The organism is Cupriavidus sp. H39 (assembly GCF_050271075.1).
In the GTDB taxonomy this organism is placed as follows: Bacteria; Pseudomonadota; Gammaproteobacteria; order Burkholderiales; family Burkholderiaceae; genus Cupriavidus; species Cupriavidus necator_B.
In genome coordinates, this window is record NZ_CP189848.1 from 1750200 (window position 1) to 1774033 (window position 23834).

Here is a 23834-nt window from a genome sequence, read left to right on the forward strand (position 1 = left end):
TGAGGAACTGCCCGATGAACCGATTCAAGATGCGCCTGACGAGGAGCGTATTTTCGATGGCGCTGGCCGCTGCCGGCCTTTCGCTGCTGCCGCTGGCGCTGCCTGCCGGCAACGCCATGGCCCAGACCAAAGGCGGCACGCTGTCGGGCATAGTCCAGCCCGAACCGCCCATCCTGGTGAGCGCGATGAATTCGCAGGCGCCGACCCAGTACGTGGCGGGCAAGATCTACCAGGGCCTGCTGACCTACGGCCCGGACCTCAAGCCCCGGCCGGAACTGGCCAAATCGTGGTCCATCTCGCCGGATGGCCTGACCTATACCTTCGAGCTGCAGAAGGGCGTCAAGTGGCATGACGGCAAGCCGTTCACGTCGGCCGACGTGGTGTTCTCGATCGACAAGATGCTGCGCGACGTTCATGTGCGCACGCGCGCGGTCATCAACAAGTACATGGCGTCGATCCGCGCCGTCAACGACAGCACGGTCGAGATCAAGCTGAAGGAGCCGTTCCCGCCGTTCATCTCGATGTTCGAGACCGGCACCATGCCGATGATGCCCAAGCACATCTACGACGGCACCGACTACCGCAACAACCCGGCCAACCAGAAGCCCATTGGCACCGGCCCCTTCATGTTCAAGGAGTGGAAGAAGGGCGCCTATATCAAGTTGGCCCGGTTCCCGGACTACTGGAAGAAAGGCAAGCCGTACCTGGACGAGGTGGTCTTCTACGTGATCCCGGATTCGGCTTCGCGCGCGGTGGCGTTCGAAAAGGGCGACGTGCAGGTGCTGCGCGGCGGCGATGTCGACAACGTCGACGTCAAACGCCTGCGGGCGCTGCCGAACGTGGAATACACCACTAAGGGCTGGGAGATGTTCTCGCCGATGGCCAGCATGCTGCTCAACGAGCGCAAGCCGCCGTTCGACAACGTGAAGGTCCGTCAGGCGGTCATGCACGCGCTCAACCGCAAGATGATCGTCAACAACATCTTCTTCGGCATGGGCAAGCCGGCGATCAGCCCGTTCTCGTCGACCACGCTGTTCTTCGACAAGAACATGCCCGAGTACGACTTCAACCTGAAGAAGGCGCGCGACCTGGTCAAGGAATCGGGTGTCGACGTGGGCAAGTACCCGATCAAGATCCTGTCGACTTCGTATGGCGCCAACTGGGATCGCCTGGACGAGTACGTCAAGCAGATGCTGGAGCAGCTCGGCTTCAAGGTCAGCATCGAATCGGCCGACGCGGGGACCTGGTCGGCCCGCGTCAGCAACTGGGACTTCGACCTCACCACCACCTACACCTACCAGTACGGCGATCCCGCGCTGGGCGTGGAGCGGCTCTATGTGACGCGCAATATCGTCAAGGGCACGCCGTTCGCCAACGTGCAGGGCTACAGCAACGCGAAGGCGGACGAGCTGTGGGCCAAGGCAGGTTCGACCATGGACCCTGCGGAGCGCCAGAAGATGTACAGCGAGCTGCAGAAAATCCTGGTGACCGAGGTGGCCAACGCCAACCTGTTCGAGGTGGAGTTCCCGACGCTGTATCGCAAGCACGTCAAGAACCTCGTCACCACCGCGATCGGCCTGAACGAGTCATTCGACAACGTCTCGATCGAGAAGAACTGAGCGAGACGCAAGTCGCCGCCCGCGCCTGAGCCGGGCGGGCGGTACGCCCCGATTTGCTGCCATCGTCGCACCCCATATGGGGCACGGCGAGGGCCAGCTGCATCCCGTTGTTGTGGTCGATTACCCCGGCCGCCAGCATGGAGCAACCCGTGAACTTTCTATCCTTCCTTGGCGCGCGTCTCGGCAAGGCCGTCGTGGTCGTCCTCGGCGTGGTCATCATCAACTTCTTCCTGATCCGCATGGCGCCGGGCGACCCTGCCACGGTCATGGCGGGCGAAGCCGGTGCCGGCGATGCCGCCTTCGTCAACCAGCTGCGCGAGCAGTTCGGCCTTGACCAGCCCGTGCTGACGCAGCTCGGCATCTACCTCAAGGGCGTGGCCCGGCTCGACCTAGGCTATTCCTACCGTAACCACCTGCCGGTGCTCGACCTGATCCTCGACCGACTGCCCGCCACGTTCCTGCTGATGAGCGGCGCCTTTCTCTTCTCCATCATCCTGGGCGTGCTGCTTGGCGTGATCGCGGCACGCACGCGCTACGAGAACCGTCGACGCTGGATCGACAGCGCGGTGATGTCGGGCGCGCTGCTGCTGTACGCCACGCCGCTGTTCTGGCTGTCGCTGATGGCCATCATCCTGTTCTCGGTGGTGCTGGGCTGGCTTCCCGCCTTTGGCATGGAAACCATCGGGGCGGGCTATACGGGCCTTGCACGCATCAAGGACGTGGCGTTGCACCTGATCCTGCCGACCGTGTCGCTCGGCTGCTTCTTCATGGCGGTGTATGTGCGGCTCACGCGCGCTTCCATGCTGGAGGTGATGGGCATGGATTACGTCAAGACCGCGCGGGCCAAGGGCGTGCCGGCCGGCCGCGTGATCCGCCTGCATGTGCTGCGCAACGCGCTGCTGCCCGTGATCACCTTCGCCGGCATCCAGCTGGGCCAGATGGCCGGCGGCGCGGTGCTGACCGAAACCGTGTTCTCGTGGCCGGGTATCGGCCGCCTGATGTTCGATGCGCTGCTGCAGCGGGACTACCAGTTGCTGCTCGGCGTCTTCTTCGTGACCTCGGCGCTGGTGGTGTTCTTCAACCTGGTCACCGACGTGATCTACCGCTTTATCGACCCGCGCATTGCGGCGGGTGCCACGGGAGCCGCAGCATGAAAGCCTTCCTGCAACGCTACTGCCGCAACTACGGCGCGGTGATCGGCTTGGTCGTGCTGCTGGCGGTGCTGGCACTGGCCATGCTGGCGCCGGTCTTCTACGAGGAATCTCCGTGGCTGATGGTGGCCGAGCCGCTGGTGAAGCCGTTCACCGACCCGGCATTGCCGTTCGGCACGGACATGCTGGGCCGCGATATCACCGCGGGCATGCTTTACGGCGCGCGCGTTTCGCTGCTGGTCGGCGTGATCTCCACCGCGGTGGCGCTGGTGGTGGGTGTCGCTGTGGGCGCGGTGGCCGGGTACTGCGGCGGGCGCATCGACGACGCGCTGATGCGCCTCACCGAGTTCTTCCAGACCATCCCGCAACTGGCGATGGCCGTGGTGATCGTGGCCATCTTCAACGCGTCGATCTATTCGATCGTCGCGGCCATCTCCGTGGTCTCGTGGCCGCCGGTGGCGCGCCTGGTGCGGGGGGAATTCCTTTCGCTCAAGCAGCGCGAGTTCGTGCAGGCCGCAGTCGTGATCGGGCAGAAGCCGGTGCGCATCATCGCCACGCAGATCCTGCCGAACGCCATGTCGCCAATCATCGTGTCAGCCTCGTTCATGGTCGCCACCGCGATCCTGACCGAATCCGCGCTGTCGTTCCTGGGCCTGGGCGACCGCAACATGATGAGCTGGGGCTTCATGATCGGCGCGGCGCGCTCCATGATCCGCGAAGCCTGGTGGATGAGCGTATGGCCGGGCGTGGCCATCCTGCTCACGGTGCTGTCGATCAACCTGATCGGCGAAGGCCTGAATGACGCCATGAACCCGCAGCTTCGCCGCCGAGGCGAGTGACCGCTCTCGGACTAGCCAAGGAAAACTGTGATGAAAGCCAGTGACCACGCGCCCCTGCTGTCGATCCGCGATCTTTCAATCGCGCTGCCCAAGGGCGGCGACCGGCCCTATGCGGTGCGCGAAATCTCCTATGACCTGCATGCCGGCGAAATCCTCTGCATCGTGGGCGAATCGGGCTCGGGCAAGTCGATGAGCGCCAACGCCATCATGGGCCTGCTGCCGTCCTACCTGAAGCCGGAAAGCGGCCAGATCCTGTTCAAGGGGCGCGACCTGCTCGTGCAGGACGAAACGACGCTGCTTGCCATGCGCGGCAAGGACATGGCGATGGTGTTCCAGGAGCCGCTGTCCGCGCTGAACCCGGTGATGACCGTTGGAGACCAGATTGCCGAGGTCATGCGCGTGCATCACGCCTATCCCGGCGAAGCGCGTGCGCGGCGCGTGCTCGAACTGCTCGAGTTCGTCGGCCTGCCGGACCCGGCCACGCTGATGCATGCCTACCCGTTCCGCCTGTCGGGCGGCCAGCGCCAGCGCGTGGTGATCGCGATGGCCCTCGCGCTCGAACCGGCGCTGCTCATCGCAGACGAGCCGACCACCGCGCTGGACGTGACCACGCAAGCGCAGATCCTGGACCTGATCCGCCGCATCCAGGCCGAGAAAGGCATGGGTGTCATGTTCGTGACCCACGACTTCGGCGTGGTGGCGGAGATCGCCGACCGCGTTGCGGTGATGGAGAAGGGCTTGCTCGTGGAAATGGGCAGCGCCGAGCAGGTGCTCAACCACCCGCAGCATCCGTACACGCGGCGCCTGATCGGCGCGGTGCCGCACGGCCGTGCCAGCGAGCGCGCGCGCAGCCAGGCCGAGACCGTGCTGGAGGTGCGCGAGCTGCGCAAGACCTATGTCACCGGGGGCGGCCTGTTCACAAAGAAGCGCGTGGTGAACGCGGTGGACGGCGTCAGCTTTACCGTGCGCCGCGGCGAAACGCTGGGCATTGTCGGGGAATCGGGCTCGGGCAAGTCGACCATCGGCAAGTGCCTGCTTCGGCTGACCGGCATCGAAAGCGGCGAGCTGCTGTTCGACGGACAGGACATCGCGAAACTGTCCGAGCGCCAGTTCCGCCCGCTGCGCCGCGACGTGCAGATGATCTTCCAGGACCCGTTCGCGTCGCTCAATCCGCGTCATACGGTCGGGCGCATCATCAGCGACGGTCCGGTCGCCAACGGCGTGCCTCCGGCCGCTGCGCAGGCGCGTGCGCGCGAACTGCTGCAGCTGGTTGGCCTGGAGGTGTCGGCATTCGACCGCTACCCGAACCAGTTCTCCGGCGGCCAGCGCCAGCGCATCGGCATTGCGCGCGCGCTGGCGCTGGAACCGAAGCTGCTGGTGGCCGACGAGTCGGTCTCCGCGCTGGACGTCTCGGTGCAGGCGCAGGTGCTGCAACTGCTGGGCGATCTGCAGAAGCGCCTGAACATCGGGCTGGTCTTCATTACCCACGATCTGCGCGTGGCCGCGCAGATCTGCCACCACGTGATCGTGATGCACAAGGGGCGCGTGGTGGAGTCAGGCCCGCCCGCGCAGATTTTCGACGCTCCGCAGCACGCCTATACCCAGCGCCTGATCGGCGCGATTCCCGGCAAGGAGTGGGATCCCACACTGATCCGTGCCGCTGCGTGAGCGGCGCGGATCCAACCCGTAGCCAAAGCAAAGATAACTGGAGAGAAGTGATGAAGAACGCCGATCTGGTCCGCCGCAAGGACGCCGCCACCCCGCGCGGCGTGGGTGTGATGTGCAATTTCTACGCCGAGCGCGCGCTGAACTCGGAGATCTGGGACGTCGAGGGAAAGCGCTATATCGACTTCGCCGCCGGCATCGCCGTGCTCAACACCGGCCACCGCCATCCGCGCCTGGTCGAGGCGGTGGAAAAGCAGCTGGGTCGCTTCACCCATACCGCCTACCAGATCGTTCCGTACGCCAGCTACATCGAGCTGGCCGAGAAGATCAACCAGCGTGCGCCGGGCCGCTCCGCCAAGAAGACCGCGTTCTTCACCACGGGCGCCGAGGCAGTCGAGAACGCCATCAAGATCGCCCGCGCCGCGACCGGCCGGCCCGGCGTAATTGCGTTCTCGGGCGGCTTCCACGGCCGCACCATGATGGGCATGGCGCTGACCGGCAAGGTCGCACCGTACAAGATCGGCTTCGGGCCTTTCCCGGGCGAGGTCTATCACGCGCCGTATCCGTGCGCACTGCATGGCGTAAGCACCGACGACTCGCTCAAGGCGCTGCAGCACTTGTTCAAAGCGGACATCGATCCCAAGCGCGTCGCCGCCATCATCTTCGAACCCGTGCAGGGCGAGGGGGGCTTCAACGTGGCGCCGTCGGACTTCGTTCGCGCGTTGCGTGCGGTGTGCGACGAACACGGCATCCTGCTGATTGCCGACGAGGTGCAGACCGGCTTTGGCCGCACCGGCAAGCTGTTTGCGATGGAACACTATGACGTGGCGCCGGACCTGACCACCATGGCCAAGAGCCTGGCGGGCGGCATGCCGCTGTCGGCCGTGTGCGGCCGTGCCGAGGTGATGGACGCTCCCGCCCCCGGTGGCCTGGGCGGCACGTATGCGGGCAACCCGCTGGCCGTGGCCTCGGCGCTGGCGGTGCTGGATGTGCTCGAAAGCGAAAACCTGATTCCTCGTGGCGCCGAACTGGGCCAGCGCCTGATGTCCCGCCTGGAGAGCCTGCGCCCGCGCGTGCCGCAGATTGCCGAGGTACGCGGTGTCGGTGGCATGGTCGCGGTCGAGTTCCGGCAGGCCGACGGCACGCCCGATGCCGACTTCACACGAACGGTGCAGAACCGCGCGCTGGAGAAAGGCCTGCTGCTGCTGTCGTGCGGCGTCTACGGCAACGTGATCCGCTTCCTGTTCCCGCTGACGATCCAGGACGCGGTGATGAATGAAGGCCTGGACATCCTGGCCGAGGCACTGACGCGCTGAAGCGCTGAAGCGCAGTTCCCGGCTACGCCCACACCACCGATATCGACGAGGCGATTTATGCAACTCAAGGACCCCGGCCTGCTGCGTGCGCAGGCCTATCTCGCCGGCAACTGGCAGGACGCCGACAGCGGCGCCACCTTTGCCGTGACCGATCCCGCCAGCCGTGCGCTGATCGGCACCGTGCCGGCCATGGGCGCTGCCGAGACGCGCCGCGCCATCGACGCCGCGCAGGCGGCCCAGGCCGGCTGGCGCCGCAAGACCGCGCGCGAGCGCGCCACGGTGCTGCGCGCCTGGTACGAGCTGATGCTCGCGCACGCCGACGATCTCGCGCTGCTGATGACCACCGAGCAGGGCAAGCCGCTGGCCGAGGCCAAAGGTGAAGTCGTGTACGCCGCGTCCTTCCTCGAATGGTTCGCGGAGGAAGCCAAGCGCGTGAGCGGCGACGTGCTGGCCACGCCAGCCAGCGACAAGCGGCTGGTGGTCGTGAAGGAGCCGGTAGGCGTGTGCGCTGCCATCACGCCATGGAATTTCCCGCTCGCGATGATCACGCGCAAGGCTGGCCCGGCGCTGGCAGCGGGCTGTGCGATGGTGCTCAAGCCCGCCGAAGACACGCCGCTGTCCGCGCTGGCACTGGCGGTGCTGGCCGAGCGCGCGGGCCTGCCTGCAGGCCTGTTCAGCGTGATTACCGGCGACGCGGTTGCCATCGGCGGCGAGCTGACCGCCGACCCGGTGGTGCGCAAGCTCAGCTTTACCGGCTCGACCGAGGTGGGCCGCATCCTGATGCGGCAATCCGCCGACACGATCAAGAAGCTCTCGCTGGAACTCGGCGGCAACGCACCGTTTATCGTGTTCGACGATGCCGACCTCGATGCGGCGGTGGAGGGCGCCATCGCGTCCAAGTACCGCAACGCCGGGCAAACGTGCGTCTGCGCAAACCGGCTCTACGTCCACGACAAGGTCTACGACGCGTTCGCCGAAAAGCTCGTCGCCGCGGTCGCCAGACTGAAGGTTGGCTATGGTGTCGAGCCCGGCGTGCTGCAGGGCCCGCTGATCAACGAGGACGCGGTGGCCAAGGTGGAGTCGCATATCGCCGACGCGCTCGGCAAGGGGGCGCGCGTCCTGTCCGGCGGCAAGCGCCATGCGCTCGGCGGCACCTTCTTCGAGCCGACCGTGCTGGCCGACGTCACGCCCGCCATGCGCGTGGCGAAGGAGGAAACCTTCGGTCCGCTAGCGCCGCTGTTCCGCTTTTCGACCGACGAGGAAGCGATCGCCATGGCCAACGACACCGAGTTCGGCCTGGCGTCGTACTTCTTCAGCCGCGATATCGGCCGCGTGTGGCGTGTGGCCGAGGCACTCGAATATGGCATGGTCGGCATCAACACCGGGTTGATCTCCAACGAGGTGGCGCCGTTCGGCGGCGTCAAGCAGTCGGGCCTGGGCCGTGAAGGCTCGAAGTACGGACTCGACGAGTACCTGGAGATCAAGTACCTGTGCATGGGGGGCGTGGACCGATGAGCGAAGCCCGGGACAGGCCCAAAGCTGTCGGCACGGTGCAGGTCGACAACGAGCGCGTGGTGGTCACCGAGTGGCGCTTCGCGCCCGGTGCCGAAACAGGACATCACCGCCATGGCTGCGACTACGTCGTCGTGCCGATGACCACGGGCGCGCTGCGGCTGCAGACGCCGGCGGGGGAGGTCGTCAGTCAGCTGGTCGCGGGCCAGGCGTACTACCGGTCAGCCGGTGTCGAGCACAACGTCATCAATGCGCACGAAGGCGAATGCGTGTTCGTGGAAATCGAGATCAAGCCGGCGGCGGGCGCCGCAGGTGGAGGAAGTTGCCAATGAGCCAGGCCAATTCCAATCTGCGCGAACGCAACGGGGGCCAGATCCTCGTTGAGCAATTGCGCATCCAGGGCGTGCGCCGCGTGTTCCTGGTGCCGGGCGAGAGCTACCTGCCATGCATCGACGCGCTGTATGACCACCAGGACGCGATCACGCCGATCGTCTGCCGCCAGGAGAGCGGCGCCGGCTACATGGCCGAGGCCCACGGCAAGCTGACCGGCGAACCGGGCGTGTGCTTCGTCACGCGCGGCCCGGGCGCCACCAACGCAAGCATCGCCGTGCATACCGCGTTCCAGGACTCGACGCCGATGATCCTGTTCGTGGGCCAGGTCGGCAACGATTTCTACGAGCGCGAAGCGTTCCAGGAGATCGACTACCGCCGCATGTTCGGGCAGATGGCCAAGTGGGTCGCGCAGATCGACCGCACCGACCGCATTCCCGAGTTCATCGCGCGCGCCTTCGCCGTGGCGACCAGCGGCCGGCCGGGCCCGGTCGTGCTGGCGCTGCCCGAGGACACGCTGTGGGGCAAGGCCACCGTGGCGGACATGCCGCGTTACGTGCGCAGCCATGCCGCGCCCACGCCACAGGCGCTGGCGTCGCTGGCCGGCCTGCTGGAACAGGCCAAGCGGCCGTTCCTGATGATCGGCGGCTCCGGCTGGACGCCGGAGGCGATGCGCCAGATGGAAGGTTTCGCCGAACGCTTCGGACTGCCGGTCGGGCTGGCGTGGCGTCGCCTGGAGTGCTTCGACAACCACCATCCCAATTATGCCGGCCACGTCGGCTGGGGCATGGGCGAGGCGCTGCGCGCGCGCATTCGCGAGTCCGACCTGCTGATCGCCGTGGGTACCCGCATGGGCGAGGCAACGACCGAGGGCTATACCGTGGTGGAAAGCCCGCTGCCGCGCCAGCGGCTGGTGCATGTGTATCCCGATCCCGAGGAACTGGGCCGCGTGTTCCGCGCGGAACTGCCCATCGTCGCGGATGTGGTCTCGTTCGCCGCCGCGGTCGACGGCCTGCGGCCGGCGCGCGGACACGACCGCGCGGCACGAGTGGAACGTGCGCGACGCGACTATCTCGACAGTCAAAAGGCGCTGCCCGCACCGGGGCCGCTGAACCTGAACCAGGCGGCCTGCCATGTGCGCGAACGACTGCCGCAGGAGGCCTGCATCACCGTCGGTGCCGGCAACTACGCGGTGTTCCCGCACACGTACTACCGCTACAAGGGCCCCGGCACCAGTCTCGCGCCCACGGTCGGATCGATGGGCTACGGCCTGCCGGCAGCCATTTCGGCCAAGCTCGAGCACCCGGAACGCACGGTGGTCTGCTATGCGGGCGACGGCTGCTTCCAGATGAATTTGCAGGAGCTGGGCGTGGCCATGCAGTACCGCCTCGGCATTGTAGTGCTGGTGTTCAACAATGGCATCTGGGGCACCATCCGCGCGCACCAGGAACGCGAGTTTCCTGGGCGCACGATTGCACTGGGCTTCGAGAACCCGGAGTTCGCCGAACTGGCGCGCGCCTACCGCGGCTATGGCGAGGTTGTCGCCAGCGATGCCGAGTTCGGCCCGGCGCTCGACCGCGCGCTGGACTTCGCCAGCACCCACAGCATGCCGGCGCTGCTGGAACTGCGCTACGACCCCGATGGCATCGCGCCCGGCGCGACGCTCTCGGGCATCCGCGCGGCGGCGCTCGCACGCCAGGCGGCAGGCTGAGGCTCAACCCGTTCACCAACATTCCAACACCATGCGTGCCTTCTTCTCGGATGAACAGTTGCTGCATGAGCCCCGCCAGTTTATGCGCGCGGGCCGGTTGTGCGAGCCGACTGACGTGCCGGCCAGGGCCGCGGCACTGCAACACGCGCTGGCCGCGCGCGGCATCGAACTGGCGGCGCCGCCCGACTGCGGGCGCGCACCGCTGGAGTCGGTGCACAGTGCGGCGTATCTCGATTTCCTGGCGAGCGCCTACGCACGCTGGCAGGAACTGGCACGCCCTGGCTTCGAGCCCGGCATCGAAGTGCTGCCGAATCTGTCGCCGTACCACAACGGCAAGGTGGGCGAGCCGCGCAGGTCCGTGTGTCCTACCGACTCGGTGATCGCGCAGGCCGGCTACTACCTTGGCGACTTGAGCTGCCCGCTCGGGCCGGACAGCTGGCGCGCGATCCTGCGCGGTGCGCACAGCGCTGTGGCGGCCGCGCGCCACGTGTGCGAGCGGCAGGATGGCGCCGGCATGGCTTATGCGTTGTGCCGCCCGTCCGGCCACCATGCCCACAGCGACCGCGCGGCGGGCTTCTGCTACGTCAACAACTCGGCCATTGCGGCGCAGACGCTGCTGAACCGCTTCGGCAAGGTGGCGGTGCTCGATGTCGACGCGCACCACGGCGACGGCACGCAGCAGATCTTCTATCACCGCTCCGACGTGATGACGCTCTCGCTGCATGCCGATCCGGTCGGCTACTACCCGTTCTATACCGGCTATGCCACCGAGCGTGGCTATGGTGCAGGCTACGGGTACAACCTCAACTTCCCGCTGGCACACGGCAGCGGCGACGCGGAGTTCCTGTCGGCACTGGACGGCGCGCTCGACGCGCTGCGCGACTACCGCCCGCAAGCGGTGGTACTGGCGCTGGGCTTCGATACCTACGAGAACGACCCCATCAGCGTGCTCAAGGTCAGCATGGACGGTTACCGCGGCATCGGCGAGCGCATCCACGCACTGGGCCTGCCTACGGTGGTGGTGCAGGAAGGCGGTTACGAGGTGGAGGCGATCGGGCGGGGGCTCGACGCATTCCTGGCCGGCTTCGCGCCGGCGATTGCCTGAGCGGGCCGGCGCACTTACGAATACAGGAGAACAGCAATGACTAGCAAGATCGCGATCAACGGCCAGCGCCTGTGGCAATCGCTGATGGACCTGGCGCGGATCGGCGCCACGCCGAAGGGTGGCAATGCACGGCTGGCGCTGACCGCGCTTGACGGGCAGGGGCGCGACCTGGTCAGCGGCTGGATGCGCGAAGCCGGCCTGAGCGTGACCGTGGACCGCTTGGGGAACATCTTCGGCCGCCGCGCGGGCCGCAATGATGCGCTGCCGCCGGTGATGACCGGCAGCCATATCGATACCCAGCCGACCGGCGGCAAGTTCGACGGCTGCTTCGGTGTGCTGGCCGGGCTGGAAGTCATGCGCACGCTTAACGACCATGGCGTGACCACCGAAGCGCCGCTGGAGCTGGCCATCTGGACCAACGAGGAAGGTACGCGCTTCGTGCCGGTGATGATGGGCTCGGGCGTGTTCGCGGGCATTTTTCCGCTGGAGACAGCGCTGTCCGCGACCGATGCCGACGGCAAACACGTGGCGGACGAGCTTCAGGCCATCGGCTACGCCGGCGCAGCGGAAGTGGGCGGGCGTCAGGTGGGCGCGTATTTCGAGGCGCATATCGAGCAAGGGCCGGTGCTGGAGGCTGCGGACAACGTGATTGGCGTGGTCACCGGTTCTCTCGGGCTGCGCTGGTACGACGTCACCGTGACCGGCATGGAGGCCCATGCCGGCCCCACGCCGATGCCGCTGCGCCGTGACGCGCTCTTTGGCGCCACGCACGTCATGCAGGAAGTCGTTCACATTGCCAACGACTTTGCCCCGCACGGACGTGGCACGGTGGGCGTAGTGAACATCCACCCGGGCTCGCGCAACGTCATTCCCGGCGCGGTGAAGTTTTCCGTCGACCTGCGCCACGAAGACGCGGGCAAGCTCGCCGAGATGGATGCCAGGTTCCGCGCAGCGTGCGAGGCGCTGGCCCAGGGCAAGACCACCGGCGCGCGGCTGGAGGTGAAGATCGACGATGTGCAGTATTTCTCGCCGACCCCGTTCGCACGGGAGCTTGTCGACCACGTGCGCGGCGAGGCCAGTGCGCGCGGCTACAGCCATCAGGACATCGTCACGGGCGCGGGTCACGACGCCGTCTACATGGCCAGCGTGACGCCGACCGCGATGATCTTCGTGCCCTGCAAGGACGGCATCAGCCACAACGAAGTGGAAGACGCGCGGCCCGAGCACCTGGAAGCCGGGGCCAATGTGCTGCTGGGCGCGATGGTGGCGCAGGCCGGCGCATGACCGCCGCGGCCCGGGGCGCGCCCGACTGGTGGCGCGGCGGCCTGCTGTTCCTGTGCGTGGTGATGCTGTTCGCTACGGTGGACGCTACCGCCAAGCACCTGGTCGGGCGCTATCCCGCGCCGTTTCTGAATGCGGTGCGCTACGCCGCAACGCTGGCGGTGGCCGTGGCCATGCTCGCCGGCTCTGGGTGTTTGCGCTTCTGGCATACCCCGCACCGCGGTCTGCTTGTGCTGCGCGGGCTGATGCTGGCCATCGTGGGCACCTGCTTCATGACCGCGCTGCTGTGGATGCCGCTGGCCGAAGCGACCGCCATCTACTTCATGGCGCCGCTGATGGTTGTAGGCCTGTCGCCGTGGATGCTCGGCGAGACAGTCGGGCCGCGCCAGTGGATGGCCGTAGGGGCGGGCTTCTGCGGCATGCTGCTGATCGTGCGTCCGGGCGGTGCGGTGTCGTGGCTCGGCACAGTGCTGATGCTGGCCGCCACGCTCGCTTATGCCATGCTGCAGCTACTCACGCGGCGCATGGCGGGGCAAGTGGACGCGCGCGTGCAGTATGGCTTTTCCGCACTGGTCTGCATGGTCGCCACCGGCTTGCCCGCGCCGTTTTTCCCGCCGCAGGTGTGGCCGGACCTGGCCGACTGGCTGGCGATAGCGGCCATGGGCCTGATGAGCGCGGCGGCCCAGGTGTTGCTGATCCTGGCCTTGCAACGCGCTCCTGCTTCGCGGCTGGCGCCGCTGAACTACTTTCACCTGCTGCTGGCGCTGGTCTACAGCGCGCTGTGGTTTGGCCGCTGGCCTGACGCACTGGCGCTTGCGGGCATTGCCCTGATCGTGGTGGCGGGTCTGACGCAGACCCTGCCGGTGCCCGTCACCGTCTCAACCAAACGAGGAACCCATTGAGTGAAATTCGCGATCTGGCCTACTGGCAGGCACGCGCGGCTACGCTGCGTCCGCAAGGCCGTGCCTGTATCGGCGGCGAATGGACAGACGCCACTGACGGCGCCACCTTCGACAGTATCAACCCGGCAAACGGCCACGTGCTGGCGCGGGTGGCGGCGTGCGGCGCGGCGGACGTGGATCGCGCCGTGGCAGCCGCGCGCCGGTCATTCGAGCAAGGCGTGTGGGCGGGCCTGGCACCGCGCGAACGCAAGGCCGTGCTGCTGCGCCTGGCCGCGCTGATCGAAACCCATGGCGAGGAATTGGCCCTGCTGGAAACGCTGGATATGGGCAAGCCCATTGGCGACACGCTGGCCTACGACATTCCGGAGGCCGCGCGCACGTTTGCCTGGTACGCCGAGGCCATCGACAAGGTCTACGACGAAATCGCGCCCACTGGCGGCAATGTGCTGGCCACCATCACGCGCGAGCCGCTGGGCGTGGTCGCGGCGGTGGTGCCGTGGAACTATCCGCTGCTGATGGCAAGCTGGAAGGTCGCGCCGGCATCTGGCGGCGGGCAACAGCGTCATCCTGAAGCCGGCCGAGCAGTCGCCGCTGACCACGCTGCGCCTGGCGGAGCTTGCCGCGGAAGCTGGCATTCCCGCGGGCGTGTTCAACGTGGTGCCGGGGTTGGGCGCACAGGCAGGGCAGGCGCTGGGCCTGCATCCGGACGTCGATTGCATTGCCTTCACCGGGTCCACGGCGACTGGCAAGCGCTTCATGGAATATTCGGGCCAGTCCAACCTCAAGCGGGTCTGGCTGGAGTGCGGCGGCAAGTCGCCGCATATCGTGTTCGACGACTGCCCCGATCTGGACCGGGCCGCACAGGCCGCTGCCATCGGCATCTTCAACAACCAGGGCGAGATCTGCATCGCGGGCTCGCGCCTGTATGTGCATCGGGCCATCTACGAGCCATTCATGGCGAAGCTTGAGACCTGTGCCAAAGCCATGCAGCCCGGCGACCCGCTCGATCCGGCCTCCGCGATGGGCGCCATCATCGACGCGCGGCAGCTCGATCGCGTGATGTCCTATGTCGATGGTGCGCAGCGCGAAGGCGCGCGACTGCGCCTGGGCGGCGAGCGCGTGCGCGCGGACACTGGCGGCTACTTTCTGCAGCCCACCATCTTCGAATGCCCGAGCCAGTCGCTCGCGATCGTGCGCGAAGAGATCTTCGGACCGGTGCTGGCGGTGACGGTATTCGACAGCGAAGACGAAGCCGTGCGAATGGCCAACGATTCACCGTATGGCCTGGGCTCGGGCCTGTGGACCGCCAGCCTGTCGCGGGCCCACCGGGTGTCGCGCCGGCTGCGCGCCGGCCTCGTGTGGGTCAACTGCTACATGGACGGCGACATCGCCGTACCGTTCGGCGGCGTCAAGCAGTCGGGCTCCGGGCGGGACAAGTCGCTGCACGCGCTGGACAAGTATACCGACCTGAAAGCCACCTGGATCAACTTGGGTTAAGGGATTGAAGGCGACGACCAGATCAAGGCAATCGCTCGCTGTGGAGGCGTCTTCGGCCTAACTGGTCTGAATATTTTCACCGGAGACGACGACGCGTCCGTGTAGGGGTTTGTGGGTCAAATTGATTACGTTGGCGAACTTGTGGGAGCCGATCAGCCACGAATCTGACGGCGTGGTGGCGTTTTTTACCTAACCCATGATGGCCTGCCCAGCCGCGAGAGAGTGCGGGCAAAGGCTCGCGCCGATCTGCCCGCAATGCGGTCATGAGTCGATGCGCCGGTCGCCGGACCAAAAAAAGCGACATGCTTGCGGAAAGTCCAGGCGGCTAACGAACTCGGCCTCCCCAACATTTGCACGTTCTCCTTCACGACAACCGGTCCTTCCGCCTCAACGACGAAGCCACGCTCAATCTCCGACTTGGCTGCCTAACAGGCCGATGCGCTCAAAGCCAAACGGTGGCCGGCTTGCCATCTAACCGTCCACTATGTGCGCTGCAGATCCCGTAGAAAGCATCCCATCGGACACATCCTGCCTTTTGCCTTGACGTGACCCAGCCCGCCACCTATAAATTGACCATCCAGATGGATGGTGCATGGATGGTGCATGGATGGCGCATGGATGGTGACTGATGTTTATGCGCCTGCTTGCGTCATTGAGCCCAACGGAACACATGACCCCTCAGAAAACCGAAGCCTCACCCCTGACGAAACCGAAGACTGGTGATACGGAAAAAATCACCATCAACCTCGGCCCGGTAGACCTCGGGCAGATCGACCTGCTGGTCGAAGAAGGCTTCTACTCGAACCGCTCTGATCTGATTCGGACAGCCATCCGGAACCAACTGGTCGCGCATGCCGTGGTTATCCACGAAACGGTGAGCCGTCGGGCCTTGGTCCTCGGACTGCAGCACTTCACGAAGAAGGACCTGGAAGCGGCGCGCGCGGCCAATGAAAGACTCGATATCCATGTCCTCGGCCTGGCGAGCATTGCCTCAGATGTCAGTCCGGAGCTTGCCCTGGCGACCATCAATTCCGTCGTGGTACTTGGCGCCTTTCACGCCCCGGCCGCAGTCAAGGCTGCGCTGGCCGGGCGAATACGGTAGTTCGCCGCAGTTTCGCTGCCCCTGGTTCGCCAGGTTACCTGGAAACAATGATGAAAATGAATGACGCGTTCCTCGCTTCGATGTACGAGGCCATGCAGTTGCTGCAGACGGCAGGCCCGATGGAGGCCACTGAGGTCATCCAGCGGGCACTGCGCCAGCACGCTTCCGCGGTTGTGCAACCCGGTCCGGCGGCGCCAATGGCGGCACAAGTGGTCGAACGCCTGTTGACCCATGACGGGGCTGCGGTTCGAACCCGCGGCACCGATGGCGTGGGCCCGGAGCCCGCGGCGGCCCGCGCGCCTGCTGTTGCGCCGGCTTCCCAGCCCGCACAAAGCGCTGCCCGCGCCGAACCCGGGCACTTCACGCAGCGCACCTACGCCAACCAGGCCGGCACCCGCGCGTACAAGCTCTACATTCCGGCGGGCCGGCATGCCGAGCCGATGCCGCTGGTCGTGATGCTGCACGGATGCACGCAGGACGCTGACGACTTCGCCGCCGGCACCCGCATGAATGAGCTTGCCGAGCGGCTCGGCTTCGCCGTGCTGTACCCGATCCAGCCCACCGACGCCAACCCATCGAAATGCTGGAACTGGTTCCGGCCCGGCGACCAGCAAGCCGACCGCGGCGAGCCCTCGTTGATTGCCGGCATGACCCGCGAGGTCATCGCCGCCTACGGCATCGACGCCAAGCGCGTCTATGTAGCCGGCCTCTCCGCCGGCGGCGCGATGGCGGCCGTTCTGATCCAGCGCTATCCCGGCCTGTTCGCGGCGGCTGGCATTCACTCGGGCTTGCCCGCGGGCAGCGCGCACGACCTGCCATCCGCGCTGGGCGCCATGCGGGGAGGCAAGGGCATCGGCGTGTCGAAGGGCAACAGCGCGCGACCGCTGCCGCCCATCAGGCCGATGATCGTGTTCCATGGCGATGCCGACAAGACCGTGCACCCGGCCAATGGCAGCCGGCTGGTGGCGCCATTCGAGCAAGGCGAGGCGCGCAAGGGCGAGCAACGCGAGACCGGTCGCGCAGGTCACGGCTACACGCTGCGCAAGATCACGACGCCCGCCGGCATCGACGCCGAGTACTGGATTATCCACGGCGCCGGACACGCGTGGTCGGGCGGGAGCGGTCGCGGCAGTTATACGGATCCGAAGGGGCCCGACGCCAGTGCGGAGATGATGCGGTTTTTCCTAGCGCATCCACGCGCGGACTGAGGCGTGAACGAGGCGGAGGAATTACCCTGAATTTCCGCCCCAACCGGTGCATTTCGCCTCACACAAGGGCAAGTGTATGGTTCATCGAGGAATTCCGGGGAAGGCTGCGCGGATTTTGAAATCTTCGCGTGGACGCGGGCCGTATTGCTTCATGGGGTGATCGCCTATGTTCGATATCGGAAAACCACGCCGGATCAGCTACTATCAAATGCTGCGGAGGTCCATTCAACGAACTCGCTTTCATTGCTCTCGACACCGTTGCCATGCAAGACAAGTCTGATGCGACAAACTTCGTGCCGTTCAGCATGCCCCTGTGCGAAGGACGGGAAGTGCTGGTGCGGGAAATTACCGAAGACGACAAGGTCGGCCTGTTGGCGGCATTCAACAGGCTTTCTGCCGATGCGCGCTACGCCAGATTCATGGCTGCCATGCAACAACTGCCGGAAGCGATGCTCGAACAAGCGACGCATCCGTCGATGGAGCGCGAGTTTGCGCTGGTAGCGCTTGCCACGGAAAACAAGGTGTCATCTATTGTGGGGGGAGCACGCTACGCCGCGGCGCCGGGCAGCGATACCTGCGAGTTTGCGGTGACTGTCGCCGATGACTGGCATCGGCTCGGCCTGGCCAGCCGACTGCTGGGTACACTGATCGACATCGCCCGGAGCCGCGGCTATCGATGCATGGAAGGGTATGTGTTGTCGTCGAATACCGCGATGCGGCGACTGGCTAAACGTTTTGGATTTGCCGATTTAGCGTGCCCAGACGATGCCACGCTGCGCGTGGTGAAGCTTGCGCTTTAAGGCACGAGAGCAGGTGCCAGGTGCATGCGTCTTCGCGCGCAGGGAGTCGAGCAGTTCGGGTGGCGCTCACGGTTTGAACATTCCATACTAGGGGTGTCGCCCTCCGTCGGAATGAGCATTCGTGGGTCGCATCGTCTTGCGATATAGGACGCCATCACCTTACATGGCCTCCTAAGACTACGAAAAGGTCAAGTCTGGCTTGCGCCAGGGCCGAGCAGCCTGCCAATCACCGAACGTAGAGGAGGAGGCGACGCTGGAGATGAAAGCGCCAGGCTTGCTCCTCGCCCTGTCAATCGCCGTGGGGACTGCGCCGCACGCCGGTGCAGTTGGATGCGAATATGACATGCAGTGCAAAGGCGAGCGCATTTGCCAGATGGGCCAATGCGTCTCTCCTGCGTCGACAGGCCCGAACGCAGACCGAGCTACCCAACCATCTTCCGCGACAAGAATCGTCCCGACACCCGAGCCACCTACAAGGGTTCGTCCGGCGATGGGGAATGTCCCAGCAACCGGACAGCCAGCCAAGACTGCTCCAGCGAGAAAGATTGGCCCGGCATCCGAACAACCCGAGCAGCCCTCGATGGCCAAAAGCGGCCCGACACTTCAGCAACCTGCCCTGGCTTCTCCCGCCATGACGAATACTCCAGCACTTTCGACTGAGTTTCGCTCTTGCTGCACGAAGATCGGCAAACTGCCCCTCGACCGAGAGCTGAACTCGGAGGGCGTTGCCGCTACCCCGAGTGATTTGTGTCATGGGAAAACCATTGATGGAACCTCTCTCCCAGGTACTCCGTGCAATTGAAGTGCTCACGTTGCGGTTCGAGTGAACTGCCTCAACCTCGCAGGGCCCGCATGCGACAGGCGGCAATTACGATAATGTCGTCAACGGAAAGCTCTTCGGCAAAATTCGGCGGCTGGCCACGGCTTCTCTAGCGCTTGGCATGAAATGCAAAGTCGATGGAATCTGTTGCAAAGCGCCGGCACGCGTCCGGTTCTACATTGGTCTCCATACGCGGCGTACTTCGCGCCGCCCTAGACCCAGGAGACCAAAGCTGTGGAAAAAATTGTCCGGATGTACGAGATCGGCGGGCCGGAAGTGCTGCGCTATGAAAGCACTGAAGTGGGCGACCCTGGCCCCGGCCAAGTGCGCATCCGCCACGTGGCGGTTGGCCTGAACTATGCCGATACATATTTCCGCAACGGGACCTACCGCGTGCCGCTGCCTTCGGGCATGGGCGTGGAAGCAGCTGGCGTGGTGCAGGCGATCGGCCCGGACGTCACCAATGTTGCCGTCGGCGATCGCGTGACCTATACCGGCTTCATCAATACCCTGGGCGCGTACAGCACTTCGCGCCTGGTGCCCGCCGCAGCGCTGATCCGCCTGCCTGAGACGATCAGCTTCGAGACCGCGGCGGCCATGACCATGCGTGGGCTGACCTCGGCTTACCTGATGCGCCGCATCCATGCCTTCAAGGCAGGCGACAGCATCCTGCTGCACGCCGCGGCCGGTGGCGTGGGTCTGATCGTTTCGCAGTGGGCCAAGCTGCTGGGCCTGACCGTGATCGGCACGGTTTCCTCCGAAGCCAAGGCGGAGGTGGCGCGGGCGCACGGCTGCGATCATGTCATCAACTACAGCCATGAAGACGTGGCGGAGCGGGTGCGCGCGCTGACCGATGGCGTCGGCGTGTCGGTGGTGTTCGACAGCGTGGGCAAGTCGACCTTCATGGCATCGCTGGATTCGCTCAAGCGGCGCGGCACCATGGTGTGCGTAGGCACCGCCTCGGGCCCGATTCCTCCGTTCGACCCGGTGCTCCTCGCCATGAAGGGCTCGTTGTTCCTGACTCGTCCTGCGCTGGCGGACTACATCGCCGACCCGGCCGAAAAGGCCGAACTGGCCGGCGAACTGTTCGATCACGTCGGCGCGGGCCGTATCCGCATCGAGATCAACCAGCGCTATGCCCTGGAAGATGCGGTGCAGGCACACCAGGACCTGGAGTCGCGCAAGACCACAGGCTCTTCGATCTTCGTCATCTGACACAACGCCATGCAAGTCCAACAAACTACCTGCGCGCTTGGCGCCGAACTGAGTGGTGTCGACCTGGCCGATGCGATTCGCGACGACGGCCTGTTTGCCGAGATCCGCGCCTTGCTGCTCGAGCACCGCGTTCTGTTCCTGCGCAACCAGCAGTTCAGCCGCGCCGAACATGTCGCCTTTGCCCGGCGCTTTGGCGAGCTGGAAGACCATCCCGTCGCCGGCAGCGATCCCGAGCACCCGGGCCTGGTCCGCATCTACAAGACCCCGGACCAGCCCAACGACCGCTACGAGAACGCCTGGCACTCCGATGCCACCTGGCGCGAAGCCCCGCAGTTCGGCGCCGTGCTGCGCTGCGTGGAATGCCCGCCAGTTGGCGGCGACACTATGTGGGCCAACATGGCACTTGCCTATGAGCGCCTGCCTGCGTACATCAAGGAGCAGATCGCCGACCTGCGCGCGCGCCACAGCATCGAGGCCTCTTTTGGCGCGGCGATGCCGATCGAGAAGCGCCTGGCGCTGAAGGCCCAGTATCCCGACGCGGAACACCCGGTGGTGCGCACGCACCCGGATACCGGCGAGAAGATCCTGTATGTGAACGCCTTCACCACGCATTTCACCAACTACCACACGCCTGGGCGGGTGCGCTCGGGCCAGGACGCCAATCCGGGCGCGGGCGACCTGCTGCGCTACCTGGTCAGCCAGGCGTATATCCCCGAATACCAGGTGCGCTGGCGCTGGGAACCCAACTCCGTGGCGATCTGGGACAACACCGCCACCCAGCACTACGCCGTGATGGACTATCCGCCTTGCCACCGCAAGATGGAGCGCGCGGGCATTATCGGCAGCAAGCCGTACTGACGGACAAGGCAGGACAAGCAATGCAAGACAACCTGATTACGGCCGCACAGTCGGCCTACGCTTACCCGCTGCTGGTCAAGCAGCTCCTGATCAACTCGGTCAGTCTCTACGGCGACCAGGAGATCAGCTACCGCGGCCAGATGCGCTACACCTTCCGCGATTTCCGCGGCCGCATCGGCCAGCTGGCCTCGGCGCTCACCGCGCTCGGTGCCGGCCACGGGACCACCGTGGCGGTGATGGACTGGGACAGCCATCGTTACCTGGAGTGCTACTTCGGCGTACCCATGATGGGCGCGACGCTGTTCACGGTGAACGTGCGGCTGTCGCCCCAGCAGATCCTGTACACGCTGAACGACGCCGGCGCGGACGTCGTGCTGTTCCATCCGGACTTCGCGCCGGTGCTCGAGCAGATCCGCGGCGAGCTGACCTGCAACCCGCGCTTCGTGCTGATGGCCGACGGCCAGGACGCACCGGCGCTAACCTTGCCGCTCGCGGGGGAGTATGAGGCGCTGCTCGACGACGCGTCGCCTGACTTCGAGTTCAGGGACTTCGACGAGAACACCAAGGCCGCGACCTTCTACACCACCGGCACCACCGGCGATCCCAAGGGCGTCTGCTACAGCCACCGCGAGATCGTGCTGCACACGCTGGCATCGGCAACCAGCCTGTGTTCGCCGCGCGAGGGCCAGCGCATGCATCGTGAAGACGTCTATATGCCGATCACGCCGATGTTCCACGTGCTGGCATGGGGCATCCCGTACATTGCCATGATGCTGGGCCTGCGTACCGTACTGCCGGGCCGCTACGCCCCCGATGCGCTGCTGAAGCTGCGCGAGACCGAAAAAGTCACCTTCTCGCACTGCGTGCCGACCATCCTGCAGATGCTGCTGCAGTCCGCGCAGGGCAGCGCGCAGGACCTGTCGGGCTGGAAGATCATCATCGGCGGCTCGGCGCTGCCGCCCGCGCTGTGCGAGGCGGCGCTGGCGCGGGGCATCGACATCTTTGCCGGCTACGGCATGTCCGAGACCGGCCCGATCGTGTCGCTGGCCCAGATTCCGCCGGGTTGTACGCCCAGGGACCGCGCCGAGGAAGTCCGCATGCGCTGCTCGACTGGTCGCCCGGTGACGCTGGTGGACTACCGCATTGTCAGCGAAGACATGCAGGACCTGCCGCGTGACGGCAAGAGCCGCGGCGAGATCGTGCTGCGCGCGCCGTTCCTGACCAAGGGATATTTCGGCAAGCCGCAAGCGTCGGAAGACCTGTGGTCGGGCGGCTTCCTGCATACCCAGGATGTCGCGGTGATGGGCGAGGACGGCTTCGTGCAGATCGTCGACCGTATCAAGGACGTCATCAAGACCGGCGGTGAATGGGTGTCTTCCATTGAAGTGGAGAACCTGATCACGGAGGTGCCGGGGGTGCAGGAATGCGCCGTGATCGGCGTGCCGGATGCGAAGTGGGGCGAGCGGCCAATGGCCTTCGTGGTGCGCAAGGCGGGCGCCGAAATCAAGGCCGAGCAGATCCGCGACCAGCTGATGGCGCACGCGGATTCGCGCCGGATCAGCAAGTATGCGGTGCCGGAGGCCGAGCGCATCATCTTCATTGAAGCAATCCCAAAGACCAGTGTCGGCAAGATCAATAAGAAGCAGCTGCGCGAAGACGCAGCCTGAAGGGTAATAAAGGGAATTCGCGGCAGTCCTCGGGCGGGGACTGCCGCTATTTTTTTTTGCTTTATCGTCGAGCAGTATTTGACATGAGGGGCTAGACCGCGGGTCGGTGGCAGGGCGATGGCTGGGACAGAATCCGCAACGGTGGGTTCTTTTGCCCGCGTCACGGGCAAAAGCAAAGCGCCTCCCGAAGGAGGCGCACAGGCTGCCGGCGCGTGGCCGGGGTCAGGGCTGGATACTGAAGGTCTTTACGATCGCCGCATTGCGCTCAAACTCGGCATTCAGGGACTGGCTCAATTCCGACAGCGGCTGCTCGCGCAGCGGCTCATAGCTCAATGCCTGCATCCGTTCCTGCACCTTGGGCGTTGCCGCCGCCTTGTAAGTGGCGGCCTGGATCTTCTGCGCCAGCTCTGCGGGCACGCGCGCCGAGGCAATCACGCCGACCCAGTTGCTGAACTCCACATCCGGATAACCCAGCTCCGCGAAGGTCGGCACCTGGGGCAGCAGCGGCGAACGGTTCTTTGAAGCCACCGCGTAGGCTTGCAGCTTGCCGGCCTTGATCATCGGCAGCGAGGTCACCATGCCGTCGTACATCAGCGCGATCTGGCCGCCCATCACCTGGGCCAGCGCCGGCGACGAGCCGGCAAAGGGAACGTGCGCAAGGTCGAGGCCGGCCTTCTGGTTCATGATCACGCCGGCATAGTGGGATGCGGTGCCGGCGCTGTAGGAGGCAAAGCTCAGCTTGCCAGGGTTGGCATGCACGTAGTTCACCAGGCTCTTGAAGTCCTTGGCGGGCAGGGACGGCGCGCCCACCAGCAGCAGGCGCGAGCGTGCCACCGCGGCCAAGGGCCGGATATCCTTCATCGTGTTGTACGGCGTCTTGAGCACGTGGGGGACTTCAGTCAGCACATTGGTGGCCGTCACCATGATGGTCTGGCCGTCAGGCGGTGCCTGCAGCATGGCGCTGATGGCGATGCCGCCGCCGGCGCCCGGCTTGTTGTCGACCACGACCGGCTGGCCGAGGTCCTGCGACAGCTGGTCGGCCAGAAGGCGGGCAATCACGTCCATGGTGCCGCCGGCAGGGGCCGGCACCAGCATGCGTACGGGCTTGTTGGTCCACGCCATGGCCGAGGGCATGGACAGGGCAATGACGGCGCTGACGGCGGCCAAGGCAGCGTGGCGCAGGTGAAAAAGGGCAGGGCGTTGAGGCATCTGTGTCTCCGTTGAACGTCTAGGTAT

Annotated in this window: 18 protein-coding genes and 1 pseudogene; 18 read left to right on the top strand and 1 reads right to left on the bottom strand. The window is 65.7% G+C overall.

Annotation, left to right across the window (positions count from 1 at the left end; translation table 11 throughout):
* Window positions 1–14 precede the first annotated feature (14 nt).
* The 18 genes and pseudogenes from ACOCMH_RS23565 (at window position 15) to ACOCMH_RS23650 (ending at window position 22598) form a co-directional block, all read left to right on the top strand.
* Window positions 15–1619 carry an ABC transporter substrate-binding protein gene (locus ACOCMH_RS23565; protein ID WP_427313262.1) on the top strand — a complete coding sequence of 535 codons (1605 nt, stop codon included), beginning with the start codon at window positions 15–17 and terminating at the stop codon, window positions 1617–1619.
* Window positions 1620–1756: 137 nt separating this feature from the next.
* On the top strand, window positions 1757–2773 hold the full coding sequence (locus ACOCMH_RS23570; RefSeq protein ID WP_427313263.1) for an ABC transporter permease: 1017 nt from the start codon (window positions 1757–1759) through the stop codon (window positions 2771–2773).
* The gene (locus tag ACOCMH_RS23575) at window positions 2770–3609 is read left to right on the top strand and encodes an ABC transporter permease (protein WP_427313264.1); all 840 of its coding nucleotides are present in this window, start codon (window positions 2770–2772) and stop codon (window positions 3607–3609) included. Before ACOCMH_RS23570 ends, ACOCMH_RS23575 begins: the two co-directional genes overlap by 4 nt.
* A 30-nt stretch (window positions 3610–3639) precedes the next feature.
* A complete protein-coding gene (locus tag ACOCMH_RS23580) occupies window positions 3640–5277 on the top strand; it encodes an ABC transporter ATP-binding protein (protein WP_427313265.1) in 1638 nt (545 codons plus the stop codon).
* A gap of 50 nt (window positions 5278–5327) precedes the next feature.
* Entirely contained in the window at window positions 5328–6590 is a 1263-nt protein-coding gene (gene gabT, locus ACOCMH_RS23585) for a 4-aminobutyrate--2-oxoglutarate transaminase (RefSeq protein WP_427313266.1), read from the top strand.
* A 57-nt stretch (window positions 6591–6647) separates the two neighbouring features.
* Window positions 6648–8105: an NADP-dependent succinate-semialdehyde dehydrogenase gene (gene gabD, locus ACOCMH_RS23590; protein WP_427313267.1), complete on the top strand. Its 1458-nt coding sequence runs from the start codon at window positions 6648–6650 to the stop codon at window positions 8103–8105.
* Complete coding sequence (locus ACOCMH_RS23595; RefSeq protein WP_427313268.1) at window positions 8102–8434, top strand: cupin domain-containing protein; 333 nt, start codon at window positions 8102–8104, stop codon at window positions 8432–8434. Before gabD ends, ACOCMH_RS23595 begins: the two co-directional genes overlap by 4 nt.
* Entirely contained in the window at window positions 8431–10143 is a 1713-nt protein-coding gene (locus ACOCMH_RS23600) for a thiamine pyrophosphate-binding protein (RefSeq protein ID WP_427313269.1), read from the top strand. Before ACOCMH_RS23595 ends, ACOCMH_RS23600 begins: the two co-directional genes overlap by 4 nt.
* Before the next feature lie 31 nt (window positions 10144–10174).
* Window positions 10175–11248, top strand: coding sequence for a histone deacetylase family protein (locus ACOCMH_RS23605; RefSeq protein WP_427313270.1), 1074 nt, complete (start codon window positions 10175–10177; stop codon window positions 11246–11248).
* 36 nt (window positions 11249–11284) lie between these two features.
* A complete protein-coding gene (locus ACOCMH_RS23610; protein ID WP_427313271.1) occupies window positions 11285–12532 on the top strand; it encodes a Zn-dependent hydrolase in 1248 nt (415 codons plus the stop codon).
* The gene (locus ACOCMH_RS23615; RefSeq protein ID WP_427313272.1) at window positions 12529–13431 is read left to right on the top strand and encodes a DMT family transporter; all 903 of its coding nucleotides are present in this window, start codon (window positions 12529–12531) and stop codon (window positions 13429–13431) included. The genes ACOCMH_RS23610 and ACOCMH_RS23615 overlap by 4 nt, the downstream gene beginning before the upstream one ends.
* A 5-nt stretch (window positions 13432–13436) precedes the next feature.
* Window positions 13437–14928 (top strand): annotated as a pseudogene (locus ACOCMH_RS23620) (aldehyde dehydrogenase).
* 670 nt (window positions 14929–15598) lie between these two features.
* Window positions 15599–16030, top strand: coding sequence for a CopG family transcriptional regulator (locus ACOCMH_RS23625; protein WP_427313273.1), 432 nt, complete (start codon window positions 15599–15601; stop codon window positions 16028–16030).
* Window positions 16031–16080: 50 nt separating this feature from the next.
* On the top strand, window positions 16081–17238 hold the full coding sequence (locus tag ACOCMH_RS23630; RefSeq protein ID WP_427313274.1) for an extracellular catalytic domain type 1 short-chain-length polyhydroxyalkanoate depolymerase: 1158 nt from the start codon (window positions 16081–16083) through the stop codon (window positions 17236–17238).
* A gap of 263 nt (window positions 17239–17501) precedes the next feature.
* Complete coding sequence (locus ACOCMH_RS23635; RefSeq protein WP_427313275.1) at window positions 17502–18038, top strand: N-acetyltransferase family protein; 537 nt, start codon at window positions 17502–17504, stop codon at window positions 18036–18038.
* Window positions 18039–19092: 1054 nt separating this feature from the next.
* A complete protein-coding gene (locus ACOCMH_RS23640) occupies window positions 19093–20073 on the top strand; it encodes a quinone oxidoreductase family protein (protein ID WP_035816476.1) in 981 nt (326 codons plus the stop codon).
* A 9-nt stretch (window positions 20074–20082) separates the two neighbouring features.
* Window positions 20083–20931, top strand: coding sequence for a TauD/TfdA dioxygenase family protein (locus tag ACOCMH_RS23645; RefSeq protein ID WP_427313276.1), 849 nt, complete (start codon window positions 20083–20085; stop codon window positions 20929–20931).
* A gap of 20 nt (window positions 20932–20951) precedes the next feature.
* On the top strand, window positions 20952–22598 hold the full coding sequence (locus ACOCMH_RS23650; RefSeq protein ID WP_427313277.1) for a fatty acid--CoA ligase: 1647 nt from the start codon (window positions 20952–20954) through the stop codon (window positions 22596–22598).
* A 222-nt stretch (window positions 22599–22820) separates the two neighbouring features.
* Here ACOCMH_RS23650 and ACOCMH_RS23655 read toward each other — a convergent pair whose 3' ends face one another.
* A complete protein-coding gene (locus ACOCMH_RS23655; protein WP_427313278.1) occupies window positions 22821–23807 on the bottom strand; it encodes a Bug family tripartite tricarboxylate transporter substrate binding protein in 987 nt (328 codons plus the stop codon).
* Window positions 23808–23834 lie beyond the last annotated feature (27 nt).